At 72.0% G+C, this 19,591-nt stretch carries 20 protein-coding genes; 12 read left to right on the forward strand and 8 right to left on the reverse strand.

Annotated features, from left to right (window positions below; all coding sequences use genetic code 11):
* Positions 1–77: 77 nt before the first annotated feature.
* Both AB0F70_RS26790 and AB0F70_RS26795 read right to left on the reverse strand, forming a co-directional pair.
* Positions 78–485: a PLDc N-terminal domain-containing protein gene (locus tag AB0F70_RS26790; RefSeq protein ID WP_357456148.1), complete on the reverse strand. Its 408-nt coding sequence runs from the start codon at positions 483–485 to the stop codon at positions 78–80.
* 33 nt (positions 486–518) lie between these two features.
* Positions 519–968 carry a PLD nuclease N-terminal domain-containing protein gene (locus AB0F70_RS26795; protein ID WP_357456150.1) on the reverse strand — a complete coding sequence of 150 codons (450 nt, stop codon included), beginning with the start codon at positions 966–968 and terminating at the stop codon, positions 519–521.
* 94 nt (positions 969–1,062) lie between these two features.
* Here AB0F70_RS26795 and AB0F70_RS26800 point away from each other — a divergent pair, with 94 nt between their 5' ends.
* Positions 1,063–1,344 carry a DUF4229 domain-containing protein gene (locus AB0F70_RS26800; protein ID WP_357456153.1) on the forward strand — a complete coding sequence of 94 codons (282 nt, stop codon included), beginning with the start codon at positions 1,063–1,065 and terminating at the stop codon, positions 1,342–1,344.
* Between the two features lie 11 nt (positions 1,345–1,355).
* On the opposite strand, the gene AB0F70_RS26805 is transcribed toward AB0F70_RS26800, so the two are convergent.
* Positions 1,356–2,225 carry a 1,4-dihydroxy-2-naphthoate polyprenyltransferase gene (locus tag AB0F70_RS26805; RefSeq protein WP_357456156.1) on the reverse strand — a complete coding sequence of 290 codons (870 nt, stop codon included), beginning with the start codon at positions 2,223–2,225 and terminating at the stop codon, positions 1,356–1,358.
* 115 nt (positions 2,226–2,340) lie between these two features.
* A complete protein-coding gene (locus AB0F70_RS26810; RefSeq protein ID WP_357456159.1) occupies positions 2,341–3,591 on the reverse strand; it encodes an AMP-binding protein in 1,251 nt (416 codons plus the stop codon).
* A 113-nt stretch (positions 3,592–3,704) separates the two neighbouring features.
* On the opposite strand from AB0F70_RS26810, the gene AB0F70_RS26815 reads away from it, so the two are divergent.
* The 4 genes from AB0F70_RS26815 to AB0F70_RS26830 all read left to right on the forward strand — a co-directional run bounded on the left by AB0F70_RS26815 (position 3,705) and on the right by AB0F70_RS26830 (position 9,196).
* A complete protein-coding gene (locus AB0F70_RS26815; protein ID WP_357456162.1) occupies positions 3,705–4,784 on the forward strand; it encodes a DUF3048 domain-containing protein in 1,080 nt (359 codons plus the stop codon).
* A 107-nt stretch (positions 4,785–4,891) separates the two neighbouring features.
* Complete coding sequence (locus AB0F70_RS26820) at positions 4,892–6,085, forward strand: DUF1611 domain-containing protein (RefSeq protein ID WP_357456165.1); 1,194 nt, start codon at positions 4,892–4,894, stop codon at positions 6,083–6,085.
* Positions 6,072–7,730, forward strand: coding sequence for an ABC transporter ATP-binding protein (locus AB0F70_RS26825; protein ID WP_357456168.1), 1,659 nt, complete (start codon positions 6,072–6,074; stop codon positions 7,728–7,730). Before AB0F70_RS26820 ends, AB0F70_RS26825 begins: the two co-directional genes overlap by 14 nt.
* Positions 7,731–7,870: 140 nt before the next feature.
* A complete protein-coding gene (locus AB0F70_RS26830) occupies positions 7,871–9,196 on the forward strand; it encodes a helix-turn-helix domain-containing protein (protein WP_357456171.1) in 1,326 nt (441 codons plus the stop codon).
* Here AB0F70_RS26830 and AB0F70_RS26835 read toward each other — a convergent pair.
* Positions 9,193–9,756: an NUDIX domain-containing protein gene (locus tag AB0F70_RS26835; RefSeq protein ID WP_357456173.1), complete on the reverse strand. Its 564-nt coding sequence runs from the start codon at positions 9,754–9,756 to the stop codon at positions 9,193–9,195. The genes AB0F70_RS26830 and AB0F70_RS26835 overlap by 4 nt on opposite strands.
* A 161-nt stretch (positions 9,757–9,917) precedes the next feature.
* Here AB0F70_RS26835 and AB0F70_RS26840 point away from each other — a divergent pair, with 161 nt between their 5' ends.
* Positions 9,918–10,742, forward strand: coding sequence for an HAD hydrolase family protein (locus AB0F70_RS26840; RefSeq protein ID WP_357456176.1), 825 nt, complete (start codon positions 9,918–9,920; stop codon positions 10,740–10,742).
* A gap of 22 nt (positions 10,743–10,764) precedes the next feature.
* Here AB0F70_RS26840 and AB0F70_RS26845 read toward each other — a convergent pair whose 3' ends face one another.
* Positions 10,765–11,274 (reverse strand): hypothetical protein, encoded by a 510-nt coding sequence (locus AB0F70_RS26845; protein ID WP_357456179.1) that lies wholly within the window; start codon positions 11,272–11,274, stop codon positions 10,765–10,767.
* On the reverse strand, positions 11,274–11,594 hold the full coding sequence (locus AB0F70_RS26850; RefSeq protein WP_357456201.1) for a type II toxin-antitoxin system antitoxin SocA domain-containing protein: 321 nt from the start codon (positions 11,592–11,594) through the stop codon (positions 11,274–11,276). Before AB0F70_RS26850 ends, AB0F70_RS26845 begins: the two co-directional genes overlap by 1 nt.
* A gap of 460 nt (positions 11,595–12,054) precedes the next feature.
* Between AB0F70_RS26850 and AB0F70_RS26855 the strand changes: the two genes are divergently transcribed.
* Together AB0F70_RS26855 and AB0F70_RS26860 are read left to right on the forward strand one after the other, a co-directional pair.
* Entirely contained in the window at positions 12,055–12,342 is a 288-nt protein-coding gene (locus AB0F70_RS26855) for a hypothetical protein (RefSeq protein WP_357456181.1), read from the forward strand.
* A 245-nt stretch (positions 12,343–12,587) separates the two neighbouring features.
* Positions 12,588–13,130, forward strand: a complete 543-nt coding sequence (locus AB0F70_RS26860) for a hypothetical protein (protein ID WP_357456184.1) — start codon at positions 12,588–12,590, stop codon at positions 13,128–13,130.
* A gap of 54 nt (positions 13,131–13,184) precedes the next feature.
* Here the strand turns inward: AB0F70_RS26860 and AB0F70_RS26865 are convergent, their stop codons facing one another.
* On the reverse strand, positions 13,185–14,138 hold the full coding sequence (locus AB0F70_RS26865; protein ID WP_357456187.1) for a 1,4-dihydroxy-2-naphthoyl-CoA synthase: 954 nt from the start codon (positions 14,136–14,138) through the stop codon (positions 13,185–13,187).
* A 146-nt stretch (positions 14,139–14,284) separates the two neighbouring features.
* Here AB0F70_RS26865 and AB0F70_RS26870 point away from each other — a divergent pair, with 146 nt between their 5' ends.
* The 4 genes from AB0F70_RS26870 to AB0F70_RS26885 all read left to right on the forward strand — a co-directional run bounded on the left by AB0F70_RS26870 (position 14,285) and on the right by AB0F70_RS26885 (position 19,473).
* Entirely contained in the window at positions 14,285–14,908 is a 624-nt protein-coding gene (locus AB0F70_RS26870) for a gamma carbonic anhydrase family protein (RefSeq protein ID WP_357456190.1), read from the forward strand.
* Positions 14,909–15,013: 105 nt separating this feature from the next.
* Complete coding sequence (locus AB0F70_RS26875; RefSeq protein WP_357456192.1) at positions 15,014–15,994, forward strand: o-succinylbenzoate synthase; 981 nt, start codon at positions 15,014–15,016, stop codon at positions 15,992–15,994.
* Complete coding sequence (gene menD / locus AB0F70_RS26880; RefSeq protein ID WP_357456195.1) at positions 15,991–17,769, forward strand: 2-succinyl-5-enolpyruvyl-6-hydroxy-3-cyclohexene-1-carboxylic-acid synthase; 1,779 nt, start codon at positions 15,991–15,993, stop codon at positions 17,767–17,769. Before AB0F70_RS26875 ends, menD begins: the two co-directional genes overlap by 4 nt.
* Before the next feature lie 84 nt (positions 17,770–17,853).
* On the forward strand, positions 17,854–19,473 hold the full coding sequence (locus tag AB0F70_RS26885) for a trypsin-like peptidase domain-containing protein (protein ID WP_357456198.1): 1,620 nt from the start codon (positions 17,854–17,856) through the stop codon (positions 19,471–19,473).
* Positions 19,474–19,591 lie beyond the last annotated feature (118 nt).

Raw genomic sequence — 19,591 nt, forward strand, 5'->3', positions numbered from 1 at the left:
TGACGGGAACGCGGCGGCAGCCGACGACGTGAGTTGTGGGCCCAATCGCTTGGTCGGCGCGGAACTTTGTCCGGTCGCTAGCTGTTCTCGACGTCGTCGTCCTTCGCCTCCTGGTGGCCGCGTGCCTCCCGCTCGCGCTTGCGCTTCTCCTGCTCGAGGCGCCAGAGGAACTCGGGGTCGTCGTCAGGGGCGACGGGGCCGGCGGGACGGCGCGGGCCGGGGCGGGGCGACCGCGGGGGCGGCGTCGGACGGTTGCCGCCACCGCTCGGACCACTGTTGGGCGCCGACGGGCCTGCGCCCGACCGACGGGCCGCGAGGCGCACGACTATCCATGAGATCGCGCCCAGCAGGGGCAGGAGCACGATCAGGAGCACCCAGAGCCACCGGGGCAGTCCGCCGCGTTCGTCCTCGTCAGAGCCCCAGACGTCGGCCAGGGCATACGCCATGAGTCCGACGATTACCAGGATCAGGAGGATGTTTCGCATACCCCCAGCCTACGGCGGGACGGCGGGGATGGGTCAGCCCTCGACGTGACCTTCACCGCGTTGCCGCCCGTCCCCGTCCGCGTCCGTGGGCTCGGCGTCCTCGGTGCGACTGGCTCCCTCGCGGGCCTCGCGCTCGCGCTTGCGCTGGGCCTGTTCCATCAGCCAGATGAACTCGGGGTCGTCCTCGGGCGCGAGGGGCGCGGCGTCCTGCTCCCAGGAGCGTGTCCGGCGCTCGTACCGGGCGGGCTCCGGCTGGCCGGCCGGGAACCCGGTGACCTGCTGGCCGGAGCTCCTCCGGCGGCGTCGGGCGGTGTTGCTCACCACCAGCCACGCGATGGAACCCGCGAGCGGGAGGAACACGATGGCGACGATCCAGAAGCCCTTCTGGATCCCGCCGAGGTCTTCGTCCTCCGACTGGATCACGTCGACCAGCGCGTAGACGACGAGCGCGAGGTACAGGAGGAAGAAGACGAGCTTGGGCATGGGCTGGAGCCTAACGGGACGCGTCCTGGAGGCGCCCGGCCGAACGGGTGATTTCGTGGCCGGGTGTGACCGGCGCCCGGCTTACGATGGGAGGGTGCCCCTCCTGACCTACACGCTGCTCCGCCTCGCGCTGTTCGGCGCGGCCCTCGGCCTGCTCTACCTGGTCGGTCTGCGGGGCTGGCTGCTCCCGACGGTGGCGGTAGTGGTGGCGCTGGCCCTGTCGTACCTGACGTTGACGAAGCCGCGGGACGCCGCGACGCGGTGGATCGCCGGACGGACGGACCGCCGCGCCGCCGAGCGCGCGGTCTTCCCGAAGACCGACGCCGACGCGGCCCACGAGGACGCCGAGGTCGACAAGAAGCTTCAGGCCGACTGACCCGGGAAGGGTCAGATCGACAGGCCGAGCCAGAGCAGCAGGCCGTAGCCCAGCTCGTACAGGCCAGTACCTGCCAGGACCGGGATCAGCAGCTTGCCACGGGCCCCGGCGAGCACCGGGATGGTCAGCAGGATGGCCGGACCGAACAGCAGCAGCACGACGAGCGACCACGGCGCCCAGAACGCGCACACCATGCCTAGCAGCACCGGGACCCACAGCATCGCCACGTACGCGCGGCGGGCCTTGTGGTCGCCGAGCCGCACGGCAAGGGTCCGCTTGCCGGCCAGCACGTCCGTCGGGATGTCGCGCAGGTTGTTGACCATGAGCAGCGCACACGCGATGAGGCCCACCCCGACCGCGCCGAGCACCGCGGGCCAGGTGATCCGGTCGGCCTGCGTGTACGTGGTGCCGAGCACCGCGACCAGGCCGAAGAACACGAACACGGCGATCTCGCCGAACCCCCGGTACCCGTACGGCTTCTTGCCGCCCGTGTAGTACCAGGCAGCTGCCACGCACACCGCGCCGACCGCGAGCAGCCACCAGTGGCCCGAGACCGCGCTCAGCGCCAGGCCGAGCAGGCCGGCGACGCCGAACGAGGCGAAGGCGGCGCGCTTCACGGTGCCCGGGGCTGCGGCGCCGGAGGCAGTGAGCCGCATGGGCCCCACCCGGTCGAGGTCGGTCCCGCGGACGCCGTCGGAGTAGTCGTTGGCGTAGTTGACGCCCACCTGCAGGACCAGGGCGACCCCCAGCGCGAGCAGCGCGGGCAGCCACGCGGAGGCGTCCACCTGCGCGGCCGCGCCGGTACCCACCATCACCGGTGCCGCTGCCGCCGGCAGCGTGCGGGGCCGGGCCCCGGAGATCCACTCGGCGGCAGTCGCCATCAGCGTGTCCTTCGTTCGTGAGGTGTGACCAGCATCTGTGGACAACGAGGTCCGTGTTCACCAGGTTCGATGTACCAGGTCCGGGGCCGTTCGAGGCCCTGGCGGAAGAACGAAGTCATGGTCGCACGGGTTCCCGGGCGGACTCCCGCTCGGCCCGCACGACGGCGTCCCGCACCGCCCGGCGGTCCACCTTGCCGGGGCCGCGGGCAGGCAGGGCGACCGTGACGTACACGCGGCGCGGCGCGGCCGGCGCCCCGAGCCGCTGCCCGACGGCGGAGCGCAGCCCCGCGAGCAGCTCACCGCCGCCGTCGGTCAGGTCCGTGCGGCCGGACGCGGCGGCGGACGGTGTCCGGCCGGGGAGGGCGAGCACGGCGACGACGGCCTGGCCCCATTCGGCGTCGGGCACCCCGACGACACAGACCTCGCAAGGCGTGCCCAGGCTTTCGAGGTGCTCGGCCAGGACGTCCTCGACGGCCCCCGGGGCGACGTTGACGCCGCCGGTGAGGATGACGTCGTCGGCCCGGCCGAGGACGGTGAGCCGGTCGCCGTCCAGGCGGCCGAGGTCCGAGGTGCGGAACCAGCGGGTGCCGTCGGGGTCGGTGCGGAACGCGGCGGCCGTGGCCTCGGGATCGCCCACGTAGCCCTCGGCGAGCACGGGGCCGGACAGCTCGACGACGCCGGTGCCGATCTCGTCGGGGCCGGCGCTCGGCCCGGGGGCGGGCCCGGCCAGGCGCACCCGCACGCCGGCGAGCGGGACGCCGTCGTACACGCAGCCGCCGCTCGTCTCGGACATGCCGTAGGTCGTGACCGCCCGGACCCCCGCGGCCCGGGCGCGAGCCAGCAGCGGGGCCGGGGTCGCCGCGCCGCCGACGAGCACCGCGTCGAACCGGGCCAGGGCGTCGAGGCCGGCGGGGTCGCCGTCGTCCGCCGCGACGACCAGCCGGTGCAGCTGGGTGGGCACCACCGACACGTACGCGCGCACGTCGTCCGCGAGGAAGTCCGTGGCGAGGGCCGCGAACCCGGCGGGGGTGAACCGGTCCGGCGTGCCGACGCGCGCCTCCGTGCCCGCGACGACCGACCGGTTGATGACCTGGACACCGGCGACGTGCGTGGGCGGCAGCACCAGCAGCCAGCGTCCAGGCCCGCCGAGCCGTTCGTGGGTCGCGTTCGCGGAGGCGCGCAGGGCCGCCGCACCGAGCGCGACCTCGCGGGGGTTTCCCGTGGAACCAGAGGTCCGCAGCACGAGCGCGGTGCCGGGCGGGAGGGCGGCGTCCGACAGTCGGGGCTGCGGGGCGTACGCCGGGCCGCCGTCGAGGGCGTCCCGGACGGCGCGGACGACGTCGGTCAGGGGGTCGGTCGGGGCCACCTCATGAGCCTAAGCGTGCGTCGAGGGTGCCGGACTATGGTGTAGGTAGGGTGTGCGCCACGCAGGACGCCTCCGGGTACGGCCCGGGGCCGAATCCTGGCGGAGGAGGTCGCATGACGAGGTGTTGGTCGATGGCCGTGCGGGGCACGGCGGCGGCCCTGGCCACAGTGCTGGGGCTGGCGGGCTGCGGCCTCGGCAGCCCCGAGGAACCGGTCCCGACGCCCACCACGACCGTCGAGGCCCCCGTCCGGGGCGACCGGAGCGGGCCGCCGAAGCCGGACGCGCCGGTCGTGTGGCCGCTCACCGGTGTGGAGACCAAGCAGGTCAAGCAGCGTCCAGCGGTGTCGGTGAAGGTCGAGAACGCCGTGGAGGCGCGCCCGCAGCGCGGCCTCGTCGAGGCCGACATCGTCTGGGAAGAGGTGGTGGAGGGCGGCATCACGCGGTTCGTCGCGACCTACCACTCGAACATCCCGGCCGTCGTCGAGCCCGTGCGCTCCGTGCGGCCGATGGACCCCGCGATCGTCGCGCCGCTCGACGGCATCCTGGCTTTCTCGGGCGGGCAGGGCCCGTTCATCGCCGCGGTGAAGCGGCTGGGCACCCAGGCGATCATCATGGACGACGGCGACGGCGGCTTCAGCCGGGACCCCGGCCGGGCGGCGCCCCACAACGTGATCGGGCGGGTCTCGTCGTTCATCGCGCAGTCCGACGGCAAGCGGACGAGTCCGCCGCCCGCGCAGTTCGAGTACGCACGCGAGGTCGGCAAGGGCTCGGCGCCGCGGGCCGGCAAGCCTGCGCAGGTGGTCGACGTGCGGCTGTCCCGCGCGCAGCGGACCGTGTGGACGTGGGACCGCGCGCACCAGCGGTACCTCCGCAGCGAGGGCTCTGCGGCGTCGGTCGACGCGGACGGCCGGCGGCACGCCGCGCGGAACGTGCTCGTGCTGTCCACCGAGGTCTTCAACACCAAGTGGGTGGACCCCGCAGGTGCACCGGTGCCGGAGCATCGCCTCGCGGGCCAGAGCGGTACGGGCACGCTGGTCTCCATGGGGCACCGCGTCACGGTGCGCTGGTCGAAGCACCACCACAAGGCGCCGATAGTGCTCAAGACCCTCGACGGCCGCGAGGCGGAGCTCGACCCGGGCAACACGTGGATCGAGCTGGTCCCGAGGGGTTCGGGGAGCTGGACGGTGCGGTGAGCGCCCGATGAGAGACCTTTCATCCGGGTCTCATGACCGGTTCATACCGGCCTAGTTGAGTGACGGTATTGCACCTCAGCGTCCCTCGACCAGAAAGCGTGGCCGCCATGAGCATCCTTGACACGTCCCCTGACCTGCGCGGCTACGCCTCGCGCCCCGTCGCCGCCCCGCTGCGGGCCGTCGACGCCGGCGCACGGACGCCCGCCCCGCTCGCGCGCCGTCTGCTGCGGGCCAAGAAGGCCTACTCCACGCGGTTCGTCGCCGCCGCGATCGAGCAGGATCCCGGCGCCTTCGACCTGATCACCGACCCGGCGCGGGCGCCGCGGGCAGGCGACGTCGTCCTGGCCCGGGTGGTGACCATCGGCCAGCACAAGCGGCTCGAGTCGCCGGTGTCGCGCCGCCAGATCCTGTTCGAGGGCGACGAGATCGTCGTGGCCTACGGGTCGCGCTACGCCGCCGACCAGTTCCTCGCCGTCATCCCCGAGGACCTCGGCGAGTGCCATCTCGCGGCCGCCGGCGGGCTCGCGTCGCGCGTCGTCGACCAGCACGCGGCGATCGACGATGCGACGGTGATCGAGCCGATCGGGCTCCTCTCCAGCGCGAACCGGGTGGTGAACCTGGCGCGGTTCGCCCCGCACCCGGTGCGTGCGGCGGCGCTGGCCGGCGGCTCCGCGGCGCGGGTTCCCGTCGTCGCGGTGGTCGGCACGTCCATGAACTCCGGCAAGTCCACGACGCTGGCGTGCCTCGCCCGCGGTCTCACCGCGGCCGGCCTCACCGTCCACGCGGGCAAGGCGACCGGCACGGGTGCGGGCAACGACGCGCACCTCTACACCGACGCGGGCGCGGAGCGCGTGGTCGACTTCACCGACTTCGGCCTCCCCAGCACGTTCGGCCTGTCCTTCGAGGAGGTTCGCGACGTGTTCGCGACCATGACGGACGTGCTGGCGTCCCCGACCGGGCGCGGCACCCCCGACGTCGTCCTGATCGAGATCGCCGACGGCATCTTCCAGGGCGACACGAGCCGCCTCCTCACCGACGACGCCTTCCGTTCGGTGGTCGACCGCGTGGTGTTCGCCGCAGGGGACGCTCTCGGCGCGAGCGGCGGGATAGCGGCGCTCCGGGCGCTGGGCTGCGAGCCGTCGGTGGTGTCCGGGGTGCTCACCGCGTCGCCGCTCGCCACCGCGGAGGCCCGCGCCGCGCTCGACGTCGGCGTCGTGCCCACCTTCGACCTGTGCCGGCCGTCCGTGGCGCTGACCGCCGCGGGCCTGGCTCCCGCGGGAGTCGGACATGCCGTCGCCTGAGCCGGAACCGGGCCTGCTCCCGAAGATCTACACCGGCGGACGGCGCGGCTGGGTGATCGGCCTGGTCGTCCTGGGTCTCGGCCAGGCCGCGCTCGGTGCGGTCAGCGCGTGGACCCTCACGCAGCTCCGTGCGGGCAGCCCGTGGCCGATGGCGGTGGTGATCCTCAGCATCGTCGCGGCCGCCGTCGCGTTCGGCGGTCTGCGTGTGGAGGAACGGATCGCCGCCGAACGGCTCGGCCAGGACTACGTGCGAGACGTACGCCGCGACCTGGTCCAGGCCGAGCTCACCCCGGGCAGCCGCACCCACCTCGGGATCACGGTCGCCCGGACCACCAACGATCTCTCCAGCGTGCGCAACTGGGTGTCGCAGGGCGTGGGACCGCTCGCCGCGGGGATCCCGCTGATCCTCGGCTCCGTCGTGGGCCTCACGATCATCGACCCGTTCCTCGGTCTGGGGTTCCTGTTCCCGCTCGGCGTGCTCGCCGCGGTCATGGTGCCCTGGGCGCGGACGGCGTACCAGCGGTCGCGGAGCCTGCGCCGGGCCCGCGGGCGCATGGCCACGCGGATCGCCGACACCGTCAGCGCCTCGCAGGGGATCATCGCGGCGCGCGGTGCGGGCCGCGAGCTCGGCCACATCGACTCCGCCTCGGACGTCGTCGTCGACCGGGCCGTCGACCGGTCGGCGATCGTCGGCCTGATCAGGGCCGGCGGGACTGTCGCGGCGATGCTGGCCACGCTCGCCGTCGCGGCCGTCGGCGTCATCCGCGGCATCGACCCCGCCGTCACGATGGCCGCCATGGCGATCGCCGGTATCGCGTCGACGCCGATCATCGACATCGGCCGGATAGTCGAGTACCGCCAGACCTACCTGGCCGCCTGCGCCGTCCTGGGCCCGGCGCTCGCCGACGCCGCACGCCGGCGTGCCGAGTACGAGCAGGCCCGCGACGCGGCGTCGTCGGCCCTCGTGCCGGACGGCGCGGACGCTCCCGGCCTGGTGCATGTCGCGGTCCCGGGGCTCACCCCCGAGCCCCTGCGGGGGAGAGCCGGGGCCCGGATCCGGCTGACCAGCGACGACCCGGGGGCGCCGCTGCGCCTGATGCGCCGGGTCGTCGGGCTCGACGCGAACCCGCCCGGCGTCGCCGACGAGATCTGGGTGGGCGGCGAGAACCTGGGGGCCGTCGCTCCGGCACGCGGTCGCGCGCTCGTGGGGCTCGCCACGAGGGACACGGTCTTCGAGCGCGGATCGCTGCGGCGTGCGCTGCGCTACCGGCGTCCCGACCTCGACAACGAGACCGCCGTGGCGGTCCTGGAGACCGTTGGCCTCTCCGTCGATCCGTTCCCGGACGGGCTGCGCACCGTGCTGCGCTCCGGCGGAGAACCGCTGACCACTGACGAACGGGCGCGGCTCGCGCTCGCCCGCGCGATCTACGGCGAGCCGCCGCTGCTCCTGGTCGCGGACCTCGACCGGGATCTGGACGCCGAAGGGCGGGGCCGGTTGGAGCGCATCCTGGCGGGCTACCCGGGTGTTGTCGTGCTCACCGGGTCCGACGAGCTGGCGCGGGCGCTGGGCGCCGAGGACTTCCGGGTCGCGGCGACGCCGGTCCTGGTCGCTCCGGATGGGCGTGCGCCGGACGACGACGACTGAGGCCGGTGCGCCCTCACCGTTACGCGCCCCATCAGTAGTAGTACGGGAACCATTGATCGACGCGCGTGTGCCCATCCGATGCCCACGTACGCGCAGCGGCCAGTAGCCTCGGAGCACCGCCTCATCCAGGGAGGGTGCCCATGGCCCAGCACGTGAGCGTCGATGCCGGGTTCGGCCCGTACCTCCGTCGCCTGCGCGAGGAACGTAGGTGGTCGCTGCGGCGCCTTGGCGAGGTGGTGCACATCTCGCACGGCCACCTGTGGGACCTCGAGAAGGGTCGCAAGCAGCCGAGCGTGGCCGTGGCCGCGCTGCTCGACAACGCTCTCGAGGGAGGCGGCCAGCTGGCCACCATGGTGCGTGTCCAGGCACCTGCGGACGGCGGGCTCGTCGCCGTAGTGGCGACGCCCGAGATGGACAGCCTGCACGGCACGTTCGAGCTGTGGGCCCTGGACGCCCAACGTCAGGACTTCCTCACCGCGGCGGCGTTCAACGCGTCCGCGTTTCTCACGCCGGCGCTGCGATGGCTCACCACACCCAGTGCGCCAACCGCGCCGGTTGGTGGCCCACGGATCGTCGGGGCGCCGGACGTCGAGATGATCCGGCGGATGCTCGGCGTCTTCCGTACCGTCGACAACCAGTACGGCGGTGGGCAGATCCGTGAGCGCCTGGTGCGGTTCCTGCACCATGACGTGGCGGAGCTGTTGCAAGGGCGGTACGACGTCGCCACGGGCTCGGCGCTGCTGTCTGCTGCGGCAGAGGCGACGCAGCTGGCGGGCTGGGCTACCTACGACGTGGGACGGCATGCCCTCGCACAGCGCTACATGGTCCACGCCCTGCAACTCGCTGGGGCGGCCGGGGACCGTCCGCTCGGTGCCGAGGTCCTGGCGGCCATGTCGCACCAGGCGGCCTACCTCAGGGCCGGCGGCGAGGCTGTTGACCTGGCCCGCGCAGCGGCGCGTGCGGCGCAGGACGCAGGGGTAGGTGCCATCGCGGCGGAGGCGGCCGTGCTAGAGGCGCAGGGGCACGCGGTGGGCGGCGACGGCGCGGCGACGGCGAGCGCCCTCGACCGCGCCGAGCGGCTGTTCGACCAGGCGGAGCGGGCGACTGACCCGCAGTGGCTCGGGTACTTCGACGAGGCGTACCTGGCGGCGAAGTTCGGGCAGACGTTCAGCGCGCTCGGGCGAGGGGACCTCGCGTTGCGGTTCGCGCACCGGTCTCTGGACATGGACGAGCGGTACGCGCGGGGGCGGGCGTTCAACCTCGCGCTGGTGGCACGAGCGCACGCGCAAGCGGGCGAGATCGAGGAGGCAGCGGCGGCCGGGCATCGGGCGGCCGACGCAGCAGAGGGCATCGACTCCGCGCGGTCGAGGGACTACCTCGCCGAGATTGCTGACCGCCTGGCGCCGCACGCCGGGCTGAAGCAGGTGGCGTCCTACCGGGCCCGGGTCGCGCAGCTCGTCGGCTAGAGGCGGCCCTTCGCGGCGTCCAGCTGCAGCTTGAGGATGGTGGCCACGGTTGCCGCGCCGACGATCTTGCCGGCCTCGATCATCGCCTCGGCATCGTCGAGCGTGAACCACGCCAGTTCTTCTGCCTCGTTCACGTCCGGTGCGGCGCCGGTGTCGTGCGCGCCGCGGGCCAGGTAGACCGTGTTTGGCTGCTCCAGGGACGCAACGGACGGCTGGAAGCGTAGGTACGGGTCAACGGAGCGCGGGCGCCAGCCGGTCTCTTCCTCTGCCTCGCGGAACGCGGCGGCCTCGACGTTCTCGCCGTCGTCCAGGTAGCCCCCGGGCAGCTCCCATACCCACTGGTCGATGACGAAGCGGTGGCGGTACATCAGCAGGACCCGTAGGTCGTCGTCGACCATCGCGACCATGACCGCCGCTTGCAGGCGCAGCACCCACTGCTCGAACTCCACGCCGTCGGGCAACCGCACCTTGGCGATGGATGCTCGCGCTCGGCGGGTGTCGTCCTGCAGCCGTTCCTCGAGGATGGTCCATTGGGTGGCGGGGCGCTGGTTCGTGGTCACGGCGCGAGCGTACGGCGGGCTGCACGCTGTACGCCACGGGTGTACTCCGCGGCGTACACCCGTCAGCCGACACCGGCTGACACGCCGGACCTGCCTGCGGACACGAGGGCACGACAGGCTCGGGAGAGAAATAGCACTCCCCGCCGGCCGGAAGGCAAATCGTGATCACCACAACACGCGTACGCCAGCACACCACGCACAATCTCGACCTTGCTGTGCCGGCGCTCGTCGCCTGCGATATCGACGGGACCTTGCTCAGTACAGGACAGCTGCCCACCGCGGCGGTGCGGTCCGCGGTCGAGCGGGTCCGCGCGGCCGGCCATCACGTCGTCCTCGCGACGGGCCGCTCCCTGGTCGGCGCACTGGACGCCGCCCTCAAGCTCGGACTGGACGACGCGTGGATTGTGGCCTCGAATGGCGCGGTGACCGCGCACCTAGTGGGAGGCGAGTACGAGGTCACCGACCGGCACACCATCAATCCTGAGCCGGTCGTGCGCGTGGCCGTGGACGCCATGCCTGGTATCCGGGTCGGGGTCGAGGTGGTGGGTGTCGGGTACCGCGTGAACATCCCGTTCCCCGACGGCGAGCTCAACGGCGTCCAGCAAAGCGTCGACGCGATCAGGGAGCTGTGGGCGGACCCGACACCGCGGCTCGCGATCTACGGCCCGGCCGCGTTCGGTCTCGTGCCGGTCCTGCGCGCGATGGGCCTGACAGCGATTGCCACCCGGCCTGACTGGGTGGATGTCACCCCGCCCGCCCTGTCGAAGGCGACCGCTCTGGACAAGGTACGTCGCCGGCTCGGCGTCGAGTACGAGGCGACGGCCGCGATCGGCGACGGCGAGAACGACGTCGAGATGCTTCGGTGGGCCACCCGGTCCATCGTCATGGGTCACGCGCCCGCGCACGTCCGGGCTGTGGCCGACCGTGCCACCGGCACCATCGATGACGACGGCGCCGCAGCGGCCTTGCTGTGGCTGCTGGGTTGAGCCCCTCGGCGTACGGCGCCGGCTACGTGTGCTTCAACTTGCTGGGACAGATCAGATGCTCTGGATCCCACCACAGGACATGGAACACGTGCTCTCGGAGGAATCCGTAGAGCCGCGGTTTACCACCGCATGCGAGCCGGACGACCGAGTCCTCATCGTCTCGCTCCAGCTCAAGGAGGCGTGCTTGGATCTCGGGCCGCATTTCGGCGACTTGATAGCGCGTTCCAACCGCCGCTCCCTGCGAGAGTAGCTGGCCAACCTGCATGGTCTCGAAGTGGCCGAGACGCCTGAGGAGATCCGTTAGATGCTCCGGAGTGATGGCGTTCAGCGAGAAGTCCCACTCATGGTCAAGGTCGCCGAATCGCCACACGACGCGACGGCGAAGAACCTCGTCCTGATCGACGTCCAGCGAGCGCGCCACCTTGGCAGGCGGGATCCGCGGATCTGCGATCTGTGGAGACTTGTCCTTGCGCTTGGTCGGCCATCCACCGGGCGGTACCGGAACCTTCTGCTGTCCGGTCTTGCGTCCCACTACTGTGAAGCCGAGGTTAGGCCGTCGTAGTACTCGTGCATGGACGCCTGTGTAATCACCACGGAGCTGCGAGCTCCGGCGGCCAGTCCCTTCCGGGCATCAAGCCACGCTGCCTCGCGATGCGTGAGCTCGCTGAGTTCGTGAGCCGACATCTTGTCGTAGAACGCCAGAACAGAGCGTACGGACGACGCCTCATCGTCGGTCAGCCTGCCCTGGTCGCCTTCCGTCCAACTGCCGAGCGAGAACAATCCGCGATGCACGTTGTACAAGTCCCAGCAGACGGGGCCGTTGGCCCACGCCTGAAACTCGGAGTCGAACAGAGGTCGCTCTTCTCAGACTAAGTGCCATGCCTGGGAGTAGTAGGTGAGCTTCTGGAGCTTCATCACCGTCATCGGTCCGGCCTCGTGGAGGATCAGGGCCGCGACATCGTGCACAGTCGCCATGTCCGTTCCTTTCTACCTCGGCTGGATGGTGCTGGTGGGTTTCCTCAATCGACGATACAGGTCTGTGGTTCATGGCCGGTCTGGGTTGCCAAGTTGCAACTTCGGATCACCCGGGTGAGACGCCGCACCCCACAGTCTCGTGTGGTTTTGGAGCTGTGGGGTGCGGCCGCGAGTGGTGGTAGTCGGCGGCGGGGCGTCGGCAGGATCGGCGGCCGGGTGATGTTGCGGGTGAAGCGAGACATCGGTACGCCTCCTGAGCGGTCGAGTGTCGGTGGTCCGCCGTACGTTCGACGGCACACCCGCGCGCACCGGGCGAGCGGAAGAAGAGGGGAGCGGAATGGACAAGTTCTTCCAGGTTCTGCACGCGAACGGGACCGAGACGCTCGATTTTCAGACCGAAGTGAATGAGTACGGTCCGCCCGACAGCGAGGTGCTTGTAGTGCTGGGCGACGTTGAGCACCGCTTTCTCGCCGTCGAGGGGCGCCGAGTCGAGTACTCCGTGGCTGACTCTGGGGCCTTGCGAGTGCTGTTCGACGGTGAAGTGCAGCGTGTTTACGGCCCGAGCGGGTGGGTCTTCGTGGAGGGAGAGCAGGAGCCGGCGCGGCGTGGCCGGCTCTTGGCCTGAATTACGCCACGTTGCCGAGATCGCGGCCTGTTCGCGGTTCCTCTGGAGAATGAGACCGGTCTCGGCGACGCCCGGGCGTCGCCTTGCCTCGGGCGCGCGTGGGGGCGGGAGCGGCACAAACGATGACGGCGTGGTTCGCCGATGCTCTCACCTCCTCGCCCGTCGCGAGACCAGGGTCCGACTGGAAGGATCGGCGGCATGACGATCTGTGGCCACTGGCTGGAGCAGTTCTCGACGGCGGCGTCATGAGCCCCGATGAGTGGTCGGTCGTCTGGGAGGGTGTCGCCGCCGTCGGGACGATGCTTGCTGTGGTCTGGGCTGTCTTTACCACGCTGACGGAACGCCGGAAGCGCTCCGCAGTCGAAAAGGAACTGACCAAGGAGCAGGCCACCTCCCGGGTCGCCAAGCGTCGCGAGCAGCCCGAGCACGTCGCAGTCTGGTTCGAGGAGGAGTATCGCTCCCTGTTCGGCGGAGGGCCGCCATCCGGTGGAAAGCCTGATCTCGCCAGCCCCCATGGGACCGCGTTCGTCGGAAACTACTCAGGAGCTCCGATCTTCAACGTCTCGGTCTCAGCTGAGGCAGTCCTTTCGGAGGAGAGCTTCCAACTGGGATTCACCAACGTGGTACCGCCAGGGCCCGAGCCTTGGTCGGTAGACCTCGCTGGTGCCGCCGGACACGGGGGCGAACTGCTGATGCACGTGGAGTTCCAGGATGTGGCCGGCGTGCGGTGGCGACGATCGTCTGGCGGTGGCCTCGAGGAAATGCCCAGCCGCTTGCCACAAAAATGACACACCCGCTTCCGTGAAGCGGGTGTGCAAGCGCCATAGGCCGCTGACCTGGGCCTAATAGTAGTAGGGGAAGGCCGACCAGTCCGGGTCGCGGCGCTCCAGGAACGCCTCCTTGCCCTCGACCGCCTCGTCCGTCATGTACGCGAGCCGCGTCGCCTCGCCGGCGAACACCTGCTGGCCGGCGATGCCGTCGTCGGCGGCGTTGAACGCGAACTTGAGCATCCGGATGGCCTGCGGCGACTTGCCCGCGATGATCTTCGCGTACTCCAGCGCAAGCCCTTCCAGGTCCTCGTGGGCCGCTACCTCGTTGACGGAGCCCCAGCGTTCGGCGTCCTCGGCGGAGTACTCGCGGGCCAGGAAGAAGACCTCGCGCGCCCGCTTCTGCCCGATCTGGCGGGCGAAGTAGGCGGAGCCGTACCCGGCGTCGAACGAGCCGACGTCGGCGTCGGTCTGCTTGAACTTGCCGTGCTCGCGGCAGGCGACGGTGAGGTCGGCGACGACGTGCAGCGAGTGCCCGCCGCCGGCAGCCCAGCCGTCCACCACCGCGATGACCACCTTGGGCATGGTCCGCATCAGGCGCTGCACCTCAAGGATGTGCAGGCGACCGGCCTTGGCCGGGTCGATGGTGTCAGCGTTCTCGCCCTCGGCGTAGCGGTAGCCGTCGCGGCCGCGGATGCGCTGGTCACCGCCGCTGCAGAACGCCCAGCCGCCGTCCTTGGGGGAGGGGCCGTTGCCGGTCAGGAGCACCGTGCCGACGTCGGAGGACATACGCGCGTGGTCCATGACCCGGTACAGCTCGTCCACGCTGTGCGGGCGGAACGCGTTGCGGACCTCGGGGCGGTCGAACGCTATGCGGACCACGGGCAGGTCGCGCGGCTCGGGGCCGGTGCGGTCGACGCCGCGGTGGTACGTGAGGTCGGTCAGGTCCTCGAAGCCCGACACCGCGCGCCAGCGCTGCGGGTCGAACGTCTCGGAGACCTGCTTGGGGAGTTCGGTGCTCGTCGTCACGCGAGCAAGCCTAGTTCGGGACGGGTGAGTCGATGGTGGGCCTTGTTTCATAAACCGGTCGCTACCGTTCGTTTTATGAACAGACGAGGGTGGGGCACCGTGTGGGTGACGGCGCCTAGGGTGACCGCAACGAGAGGAACCCTCACATGCTGATCCGCCATCGCGGCCTCGAACCCTCCATCGACCCGTCCGCCTACGTCGCCCCGTCCGCGACCCTTGTCGGCGACGTCCGCATCGCCGCCGGCGCGAGGATCCTGCACGGCGCGGTGCTCACCGCCGAGGACGGCGCCGTGCTCATCGGGGCGGACACCGTGGTCATGGAGAACGCGCTCGTGCGCGGACGCCAGGGGCATCCCGCACAGATCGGGTCAGCGGTGATGATCGGCCCGCACGCCCACGTCAACGGCAGCACCGTCGAGGACGAGGTGTTCATCGCGACCGGCGCCGCACTGTTCCCGGGCAGCGTCGTCGGCGCGGGCGCCGAGGTGCGCATCCACGGCGTGGTGCAGGTCAACACCATCTTGGCTCCTGGCGCGGTGGTGCCGATCGGCTGGATCGCGGTGGGCGACCCGGCAACGATCCTGCCGCCGGAGAAGCACGAGGAGATCTGGGCGATCCAGCGCGAGCTCGACTTCCCCGGCACCGTGTACGGGATCGACAGGGACGTCTCGATGCGTGAGCTCATGCGCCGCCAGTCCGAGTACTACGGCGCCCACCGCGACGACGAGCCGCTGCCCGACGGCGGTGCCGGCTCCCGTTCAGCAGGCTAGATCCGGTCACCGTGGCCGCGGCTACGGCCTCCCGGAGCCTGCTGAATCGACGTCCAGGAGCCGGAAGGGCCGTGTTCGGCTCGTCAGGGTCGTTAGCCTGGGCCTGTGCTGCTGATCGGTGAGCCCGTCGTCTGGTCCACGCCCCTCCGGACCCGCTTCCGCGGGATCGACGTGCGCGACGGCATCCTCCTGCGCGGGCCTGCCGGCTGGGGCGAGCTGTCGCCGTTCTGGGACTACGACGACGCGGAGTCCGCGACCTGGCTGCGCGCCGCGCACGAGGCGGCCTTCACCGGCTGGCCCGAACCCGTCAGGCAGAGCGTGCCCGTCAACGTGACGGTCCCCGCCGTCGGGCCGGAACGGGCACGGGAGATCGTCCTGGCCTCCGGCGGATGCCGCACCGCCAAGGTCAAGGTCGCCCAGCGCGGGCCCGACGGGACGCTCGAACCCGTGTCCGCCGAGGTCGAACGGGTAGCGGCGGTCCGAGAGGCCCTCGGGCCCGACGGCGCCATCCGGATCGACGCCAACGCCGCCTGGACCACCGACGAGGCCCTCGCCCACCTGGCCGAGATCGACCGCGCGGCCGGCGGGCTCGAGTACGTGGAACAGCCCTGCGCCACCGTGGACGAGCTGGCCCTCGTGCGCCGCAAGCAGGACGTGCCCGTCGCGGCCGACGAGTCCATCCGCCGCGCGTCCGACCCCATGCGGGTGGTGCGCGAGGAGGCCGCCGACATCGTCGTCCTCAAGGTCCAGCCCCTCGGCGGCGTCCGCGCCTGCCTCGACCTCGCCGAACAGGTCGGGCTGCCGGTAGTCGTCTCGTCGGCGCTGGAGAGCTCGGTGGGGCTCGCCGCCGGCGTCGCCCTCGCCGCGGCCCTGCCCGAGCTGCCCTACGCCTGCGGGCTCGCGACGTCCCAGCTCTTGGTGCACGACGTCGTCGCCGAGCCGCTGCTGCCGGTCGACGGCGCACTCCCCGTCCGCCGCCCCGGACCCTCGCCCCGGGCGCTCGCGGCCGCGGCGGCCGACCACCTGACCGCCGAGCGCTGGCTCGCGCGGTACCACCGACTGACCCGGATCCTGGAGGACGCATGACGATCCCGCCCGCCGTCACCGCCGCCCGCGCACTGGTTGCCGACCTGGTCAGCCGGGGTGTGGCCGACATAGTGCTCGCGCCCGGCTCGCGCAGCGCGCCCCTCGCCTATGCGGTGGCGGAAGCCGCCGATGCCGGCCGCGTCACGCTGCACGTCCGGATCGACGAGCGGGCGGCAGGATTCCTCGCGCTCGGTCTGTCGAAGGGTGCGGAGGGCGCTCCGGTCGCCGTGGTCACGACGTCGGGGACCGCCGTCGCGAACCTGCACCCGGCAGTGCTGGAGGCGAGCCACACCGGGCTGCCGCTGATCCTGCTCACGGCCGACCGACCGCATGAGCTGCGCGGTACCGGGGCGTCGCAGACGACCGACCAGGTGGGCATCTTCGGCTCGGCGGTGCGGTTCGCCGTGGACGTGCCGGCGCCGTCGGGTGCGCAGGACGCGGCGGGGGAGCCTGGCGTCGCGAGCGCGGAGGAGCTCCGCGACCTGCGGAGCGTCACAGGACGCGCGGTCAGCGCGGCCCTCGGGTTCCGGTCGGGGCATCCCGGCCCCGTGCACCTCAACCTGGCGTTCCGGGACCCGCTGACGCCGTCGGCCGCGCTGCCCGGGCTGCCCGCGGACACCGCGCTGGAGGGTTACCCCAAGCCCGACCCGCCGCTCGTCGTGCCCGCCATGCTGCAGCACGTCGCGTCGCCCGCGCTGCCCGGCGACCCGGCGCGCACCGTCGTCGTGGCGGGTGACGGCGCGGGCACCGATGCCAGGCAGCTCGCGGAGGTGCAGGGCTGGCCGCTGTTCGCGGAGCCGTCGTCGGGCGCGACCGGCGGGCCCAACTCCATCGCGGGCTACCGGGCGCTGCTCGGGTCCGAGGATCTCGCCGGGAGCATCGAGCAGGTGGTGGTCCTCGGCCGGCCGACGCTCTCGCGGCCGGTGCAGCGGCTGCTCGGCCGCCCCTCCGTTACCGTCTCCGTCGTCGCGCCGGGTGCGGGTCCGTGGCCCGACGCCGCCCGCAACGCCGCGGTGGTGCTGCCGGGCGTGGCGCCCGCCTGGTTCGAGACGTCCACGCCGCCGCCGTCCGCGTTCCTGGAGCGCTGGCGGGCCGCCGGGGCGCATGCCTCCACGGTGCTCGACGACGTGACCTGCGACGAGGCGGTCCTCGGTGGACCGACGGCACTCTCCGTGGCCCGCGCGGTCGCCGCCGTGCTCGGGCCGGACGACCTGCTGGTGGTCGGCTCGTCCAACCCGGTGCGGGACCTCGAGCTGGTGCTCGGCCTCGACGGCCCCGGCCCGGCGGTCCTCGCGAACCGCGGGCTCGCGGGCATCGACGGCACGGTGTCGACGGCGGTCGGCGTCGCGCTCGCCGCCGCCCGCCGCGGTCTGCGCACCCGCGCCCTCCTGGGCGACCTCACGTTCCTGCACGACGTCGGCGGCCTGCTCCGGGGACCGGACGAGACCCCGGTGGACCTCGAGATAGTGGTGGTGAACGACGACGGCGGCTCGATCTTCGCGACGCTGGAGCACGGCGCGCTCGCCGCGACCAGCAACGCGGCGAACGCCACGTTCGAGCGGGTCTTCGGGACGCCGCACGGGTCGAACCTGGCGCAGCTGTGCGCGGGGTACGGCGTGGACCACCAGCTGGTGAAGGACGTGCCGACCCTGCGCCACGCGCTGCAGGCGCCCAGCCACGGGATCCAGGTGATCGAGGTGCGCGTGCCGCGTGCGGACCGCCAGACGGAGTCCACCGAGCTGGCGCGCCGCATAGTGGCCGCCGTCCAGGAGTGAGGACTCGCAGCGAACTCACAGACTCGTCCAAGGTTGAAGCAAGGATCAGGGTGTCAACTGGTCCTGACTTCAAGGAGGGTCACGATGACCGACGAGAACAGCACCACTCCGCAGCCGGACCAGCAGCCGCCCGCACCGCAGCCCACAGAGCAGCTGCCGCCCGCGACGCCGCCGACTCAGCAGCTGCCGGCCGCCGCGCCGGTGCCTGCGCCCGCACCGGCACCTGCGCCCGCACCGGCCCAGAACACGGCGACTGAGCAGTCCTCGAACGCCGCGCAGCCCTCGCACCCCGCACAGCCGTCGCACCAGGCGCAGGCTCCGCACCAGGCCCAGCCCTCGCACTCGGCGCCGGCTCCGTACCCGGCGCAGGCTTCGAGCGCTGCGCCGACGTCCGGCTACGTCAACCCCTACGCGGTCCCGGCAACGGTGACGGCGTCGGGCGGGACGACGACGAAGAACCGCGCCTGGGTGCCAGTGGTCAGCGCGGCGGCAGCCGCCGCTCTGCTGGCCAGCCTGGGTACCGCGGGCGCCATGACCCTCACCAACGACTCGGGCGGCGCCGCCTCCCTGGCCGACGTGGGGCAGACGACCAGCCAGAACGTGCCCGTGAAGAGCTCGACCGTCCAGAACCCGGACTGGACGTCCGTCACCTCCGCGGTGCAGGAGTCAGTGGTGGCGATCCAGGTGGAGAGCCAGGGCGGTGGCGCGGAGGGCTCCGGCGTCGTGCTGGACTCCGAGGGCCATGTCCTGACCAACAACCACGTGGTCGCCGGGGCGGAGACCGTGCAGGTCACGCTGAGCGACGGCCGCGTGTACGAGGCCGACATCGTCGGGACCGACCCGACCACCGACCTCGCCGTCGTGCAGCTGACCGACCCGCCGTCGGACCTCAAGCCCGCCAAGTTCGCGGACTCGTCGGACGTCGTGGTGGGGGAGCCCGTGATGGCGCTCGGCAACCCGCTGGGCCTGGCGAACACCGCCACGACGGGCATCGTGTCCGCACTGGATCGCCCGGTCACGGCCAGCGCCGAGGACGGGTCGGACCAGGTGGTCACCAACGCCATCCAGATCGACGCCGCGGTGAACCCCGGTAACTCGGGCGGGCCGCTGTTCAACGCGTCGGGCGAGGTCATCGGCATCACGTCCTCGATCGCCACGCTGTCGAGCGGCATGTCGTCGGGCGGCTCCGGCTCGATCGGCCTCGGGTTCGCGATCCCGTCGAACCAGGCGACGCAGATCGGCGACCAGCTCAAGGCCGACGGCACCGCCGAGCACGCCTTCCTCGGCGTCTCGCTCCAGGACGCCACGGCCACCGCCGACGACGTCACCCGGCGCGGCGCGGGCGTCGTCGAGGTCACCCCGGACTCACCGGCCGGCAAGGCCGGTATCCAGCAGGGCGACGTGATCGTCGCCATCGACGATGCCCCGGTGAACGGTTCGGCGTCCCTCACGGCGTTCGTCCGGGAGAAGGTGGCAGGGGACGAGTCGGTGCTGACCGTGGTGCGCGACGGCAACACCCAGGAGATCACCGTGACGCTCGCGGTCAAGGAGGAGTCGGCCACCCAGGACCAGGGCCAGCAGAACCAGGGCCAGCAGGGTCAGGGCCAGCAGGCGCCGGACTCCGGCTCGGGCTCCGGCTCGGACCAGAGCGCGCCGAACAACATCCCCGACTGGATGCAGGAGTGGTTCGGCAACCAGGGCTGACCCTCCCGCCGAGACAGAGCTCTGGCGAGATAGAATCGAGAACCAGGGCTGGCGCCCGGCGTCGGTCACGGTGGCCATCGCCGCGCTCGTGGCGATCCCGCTCGTGCTGTTCCTGCTG

Origin of the sequence: Promicromonospora sp. NPDC023805 (genome assembly GCF_040639635.1) — a bacterium.
GTDB lineage: Bacteria > Actinomycetota > Actinomycetes > Actinomycetales > Cellulomonadaceae > Promicromonospora.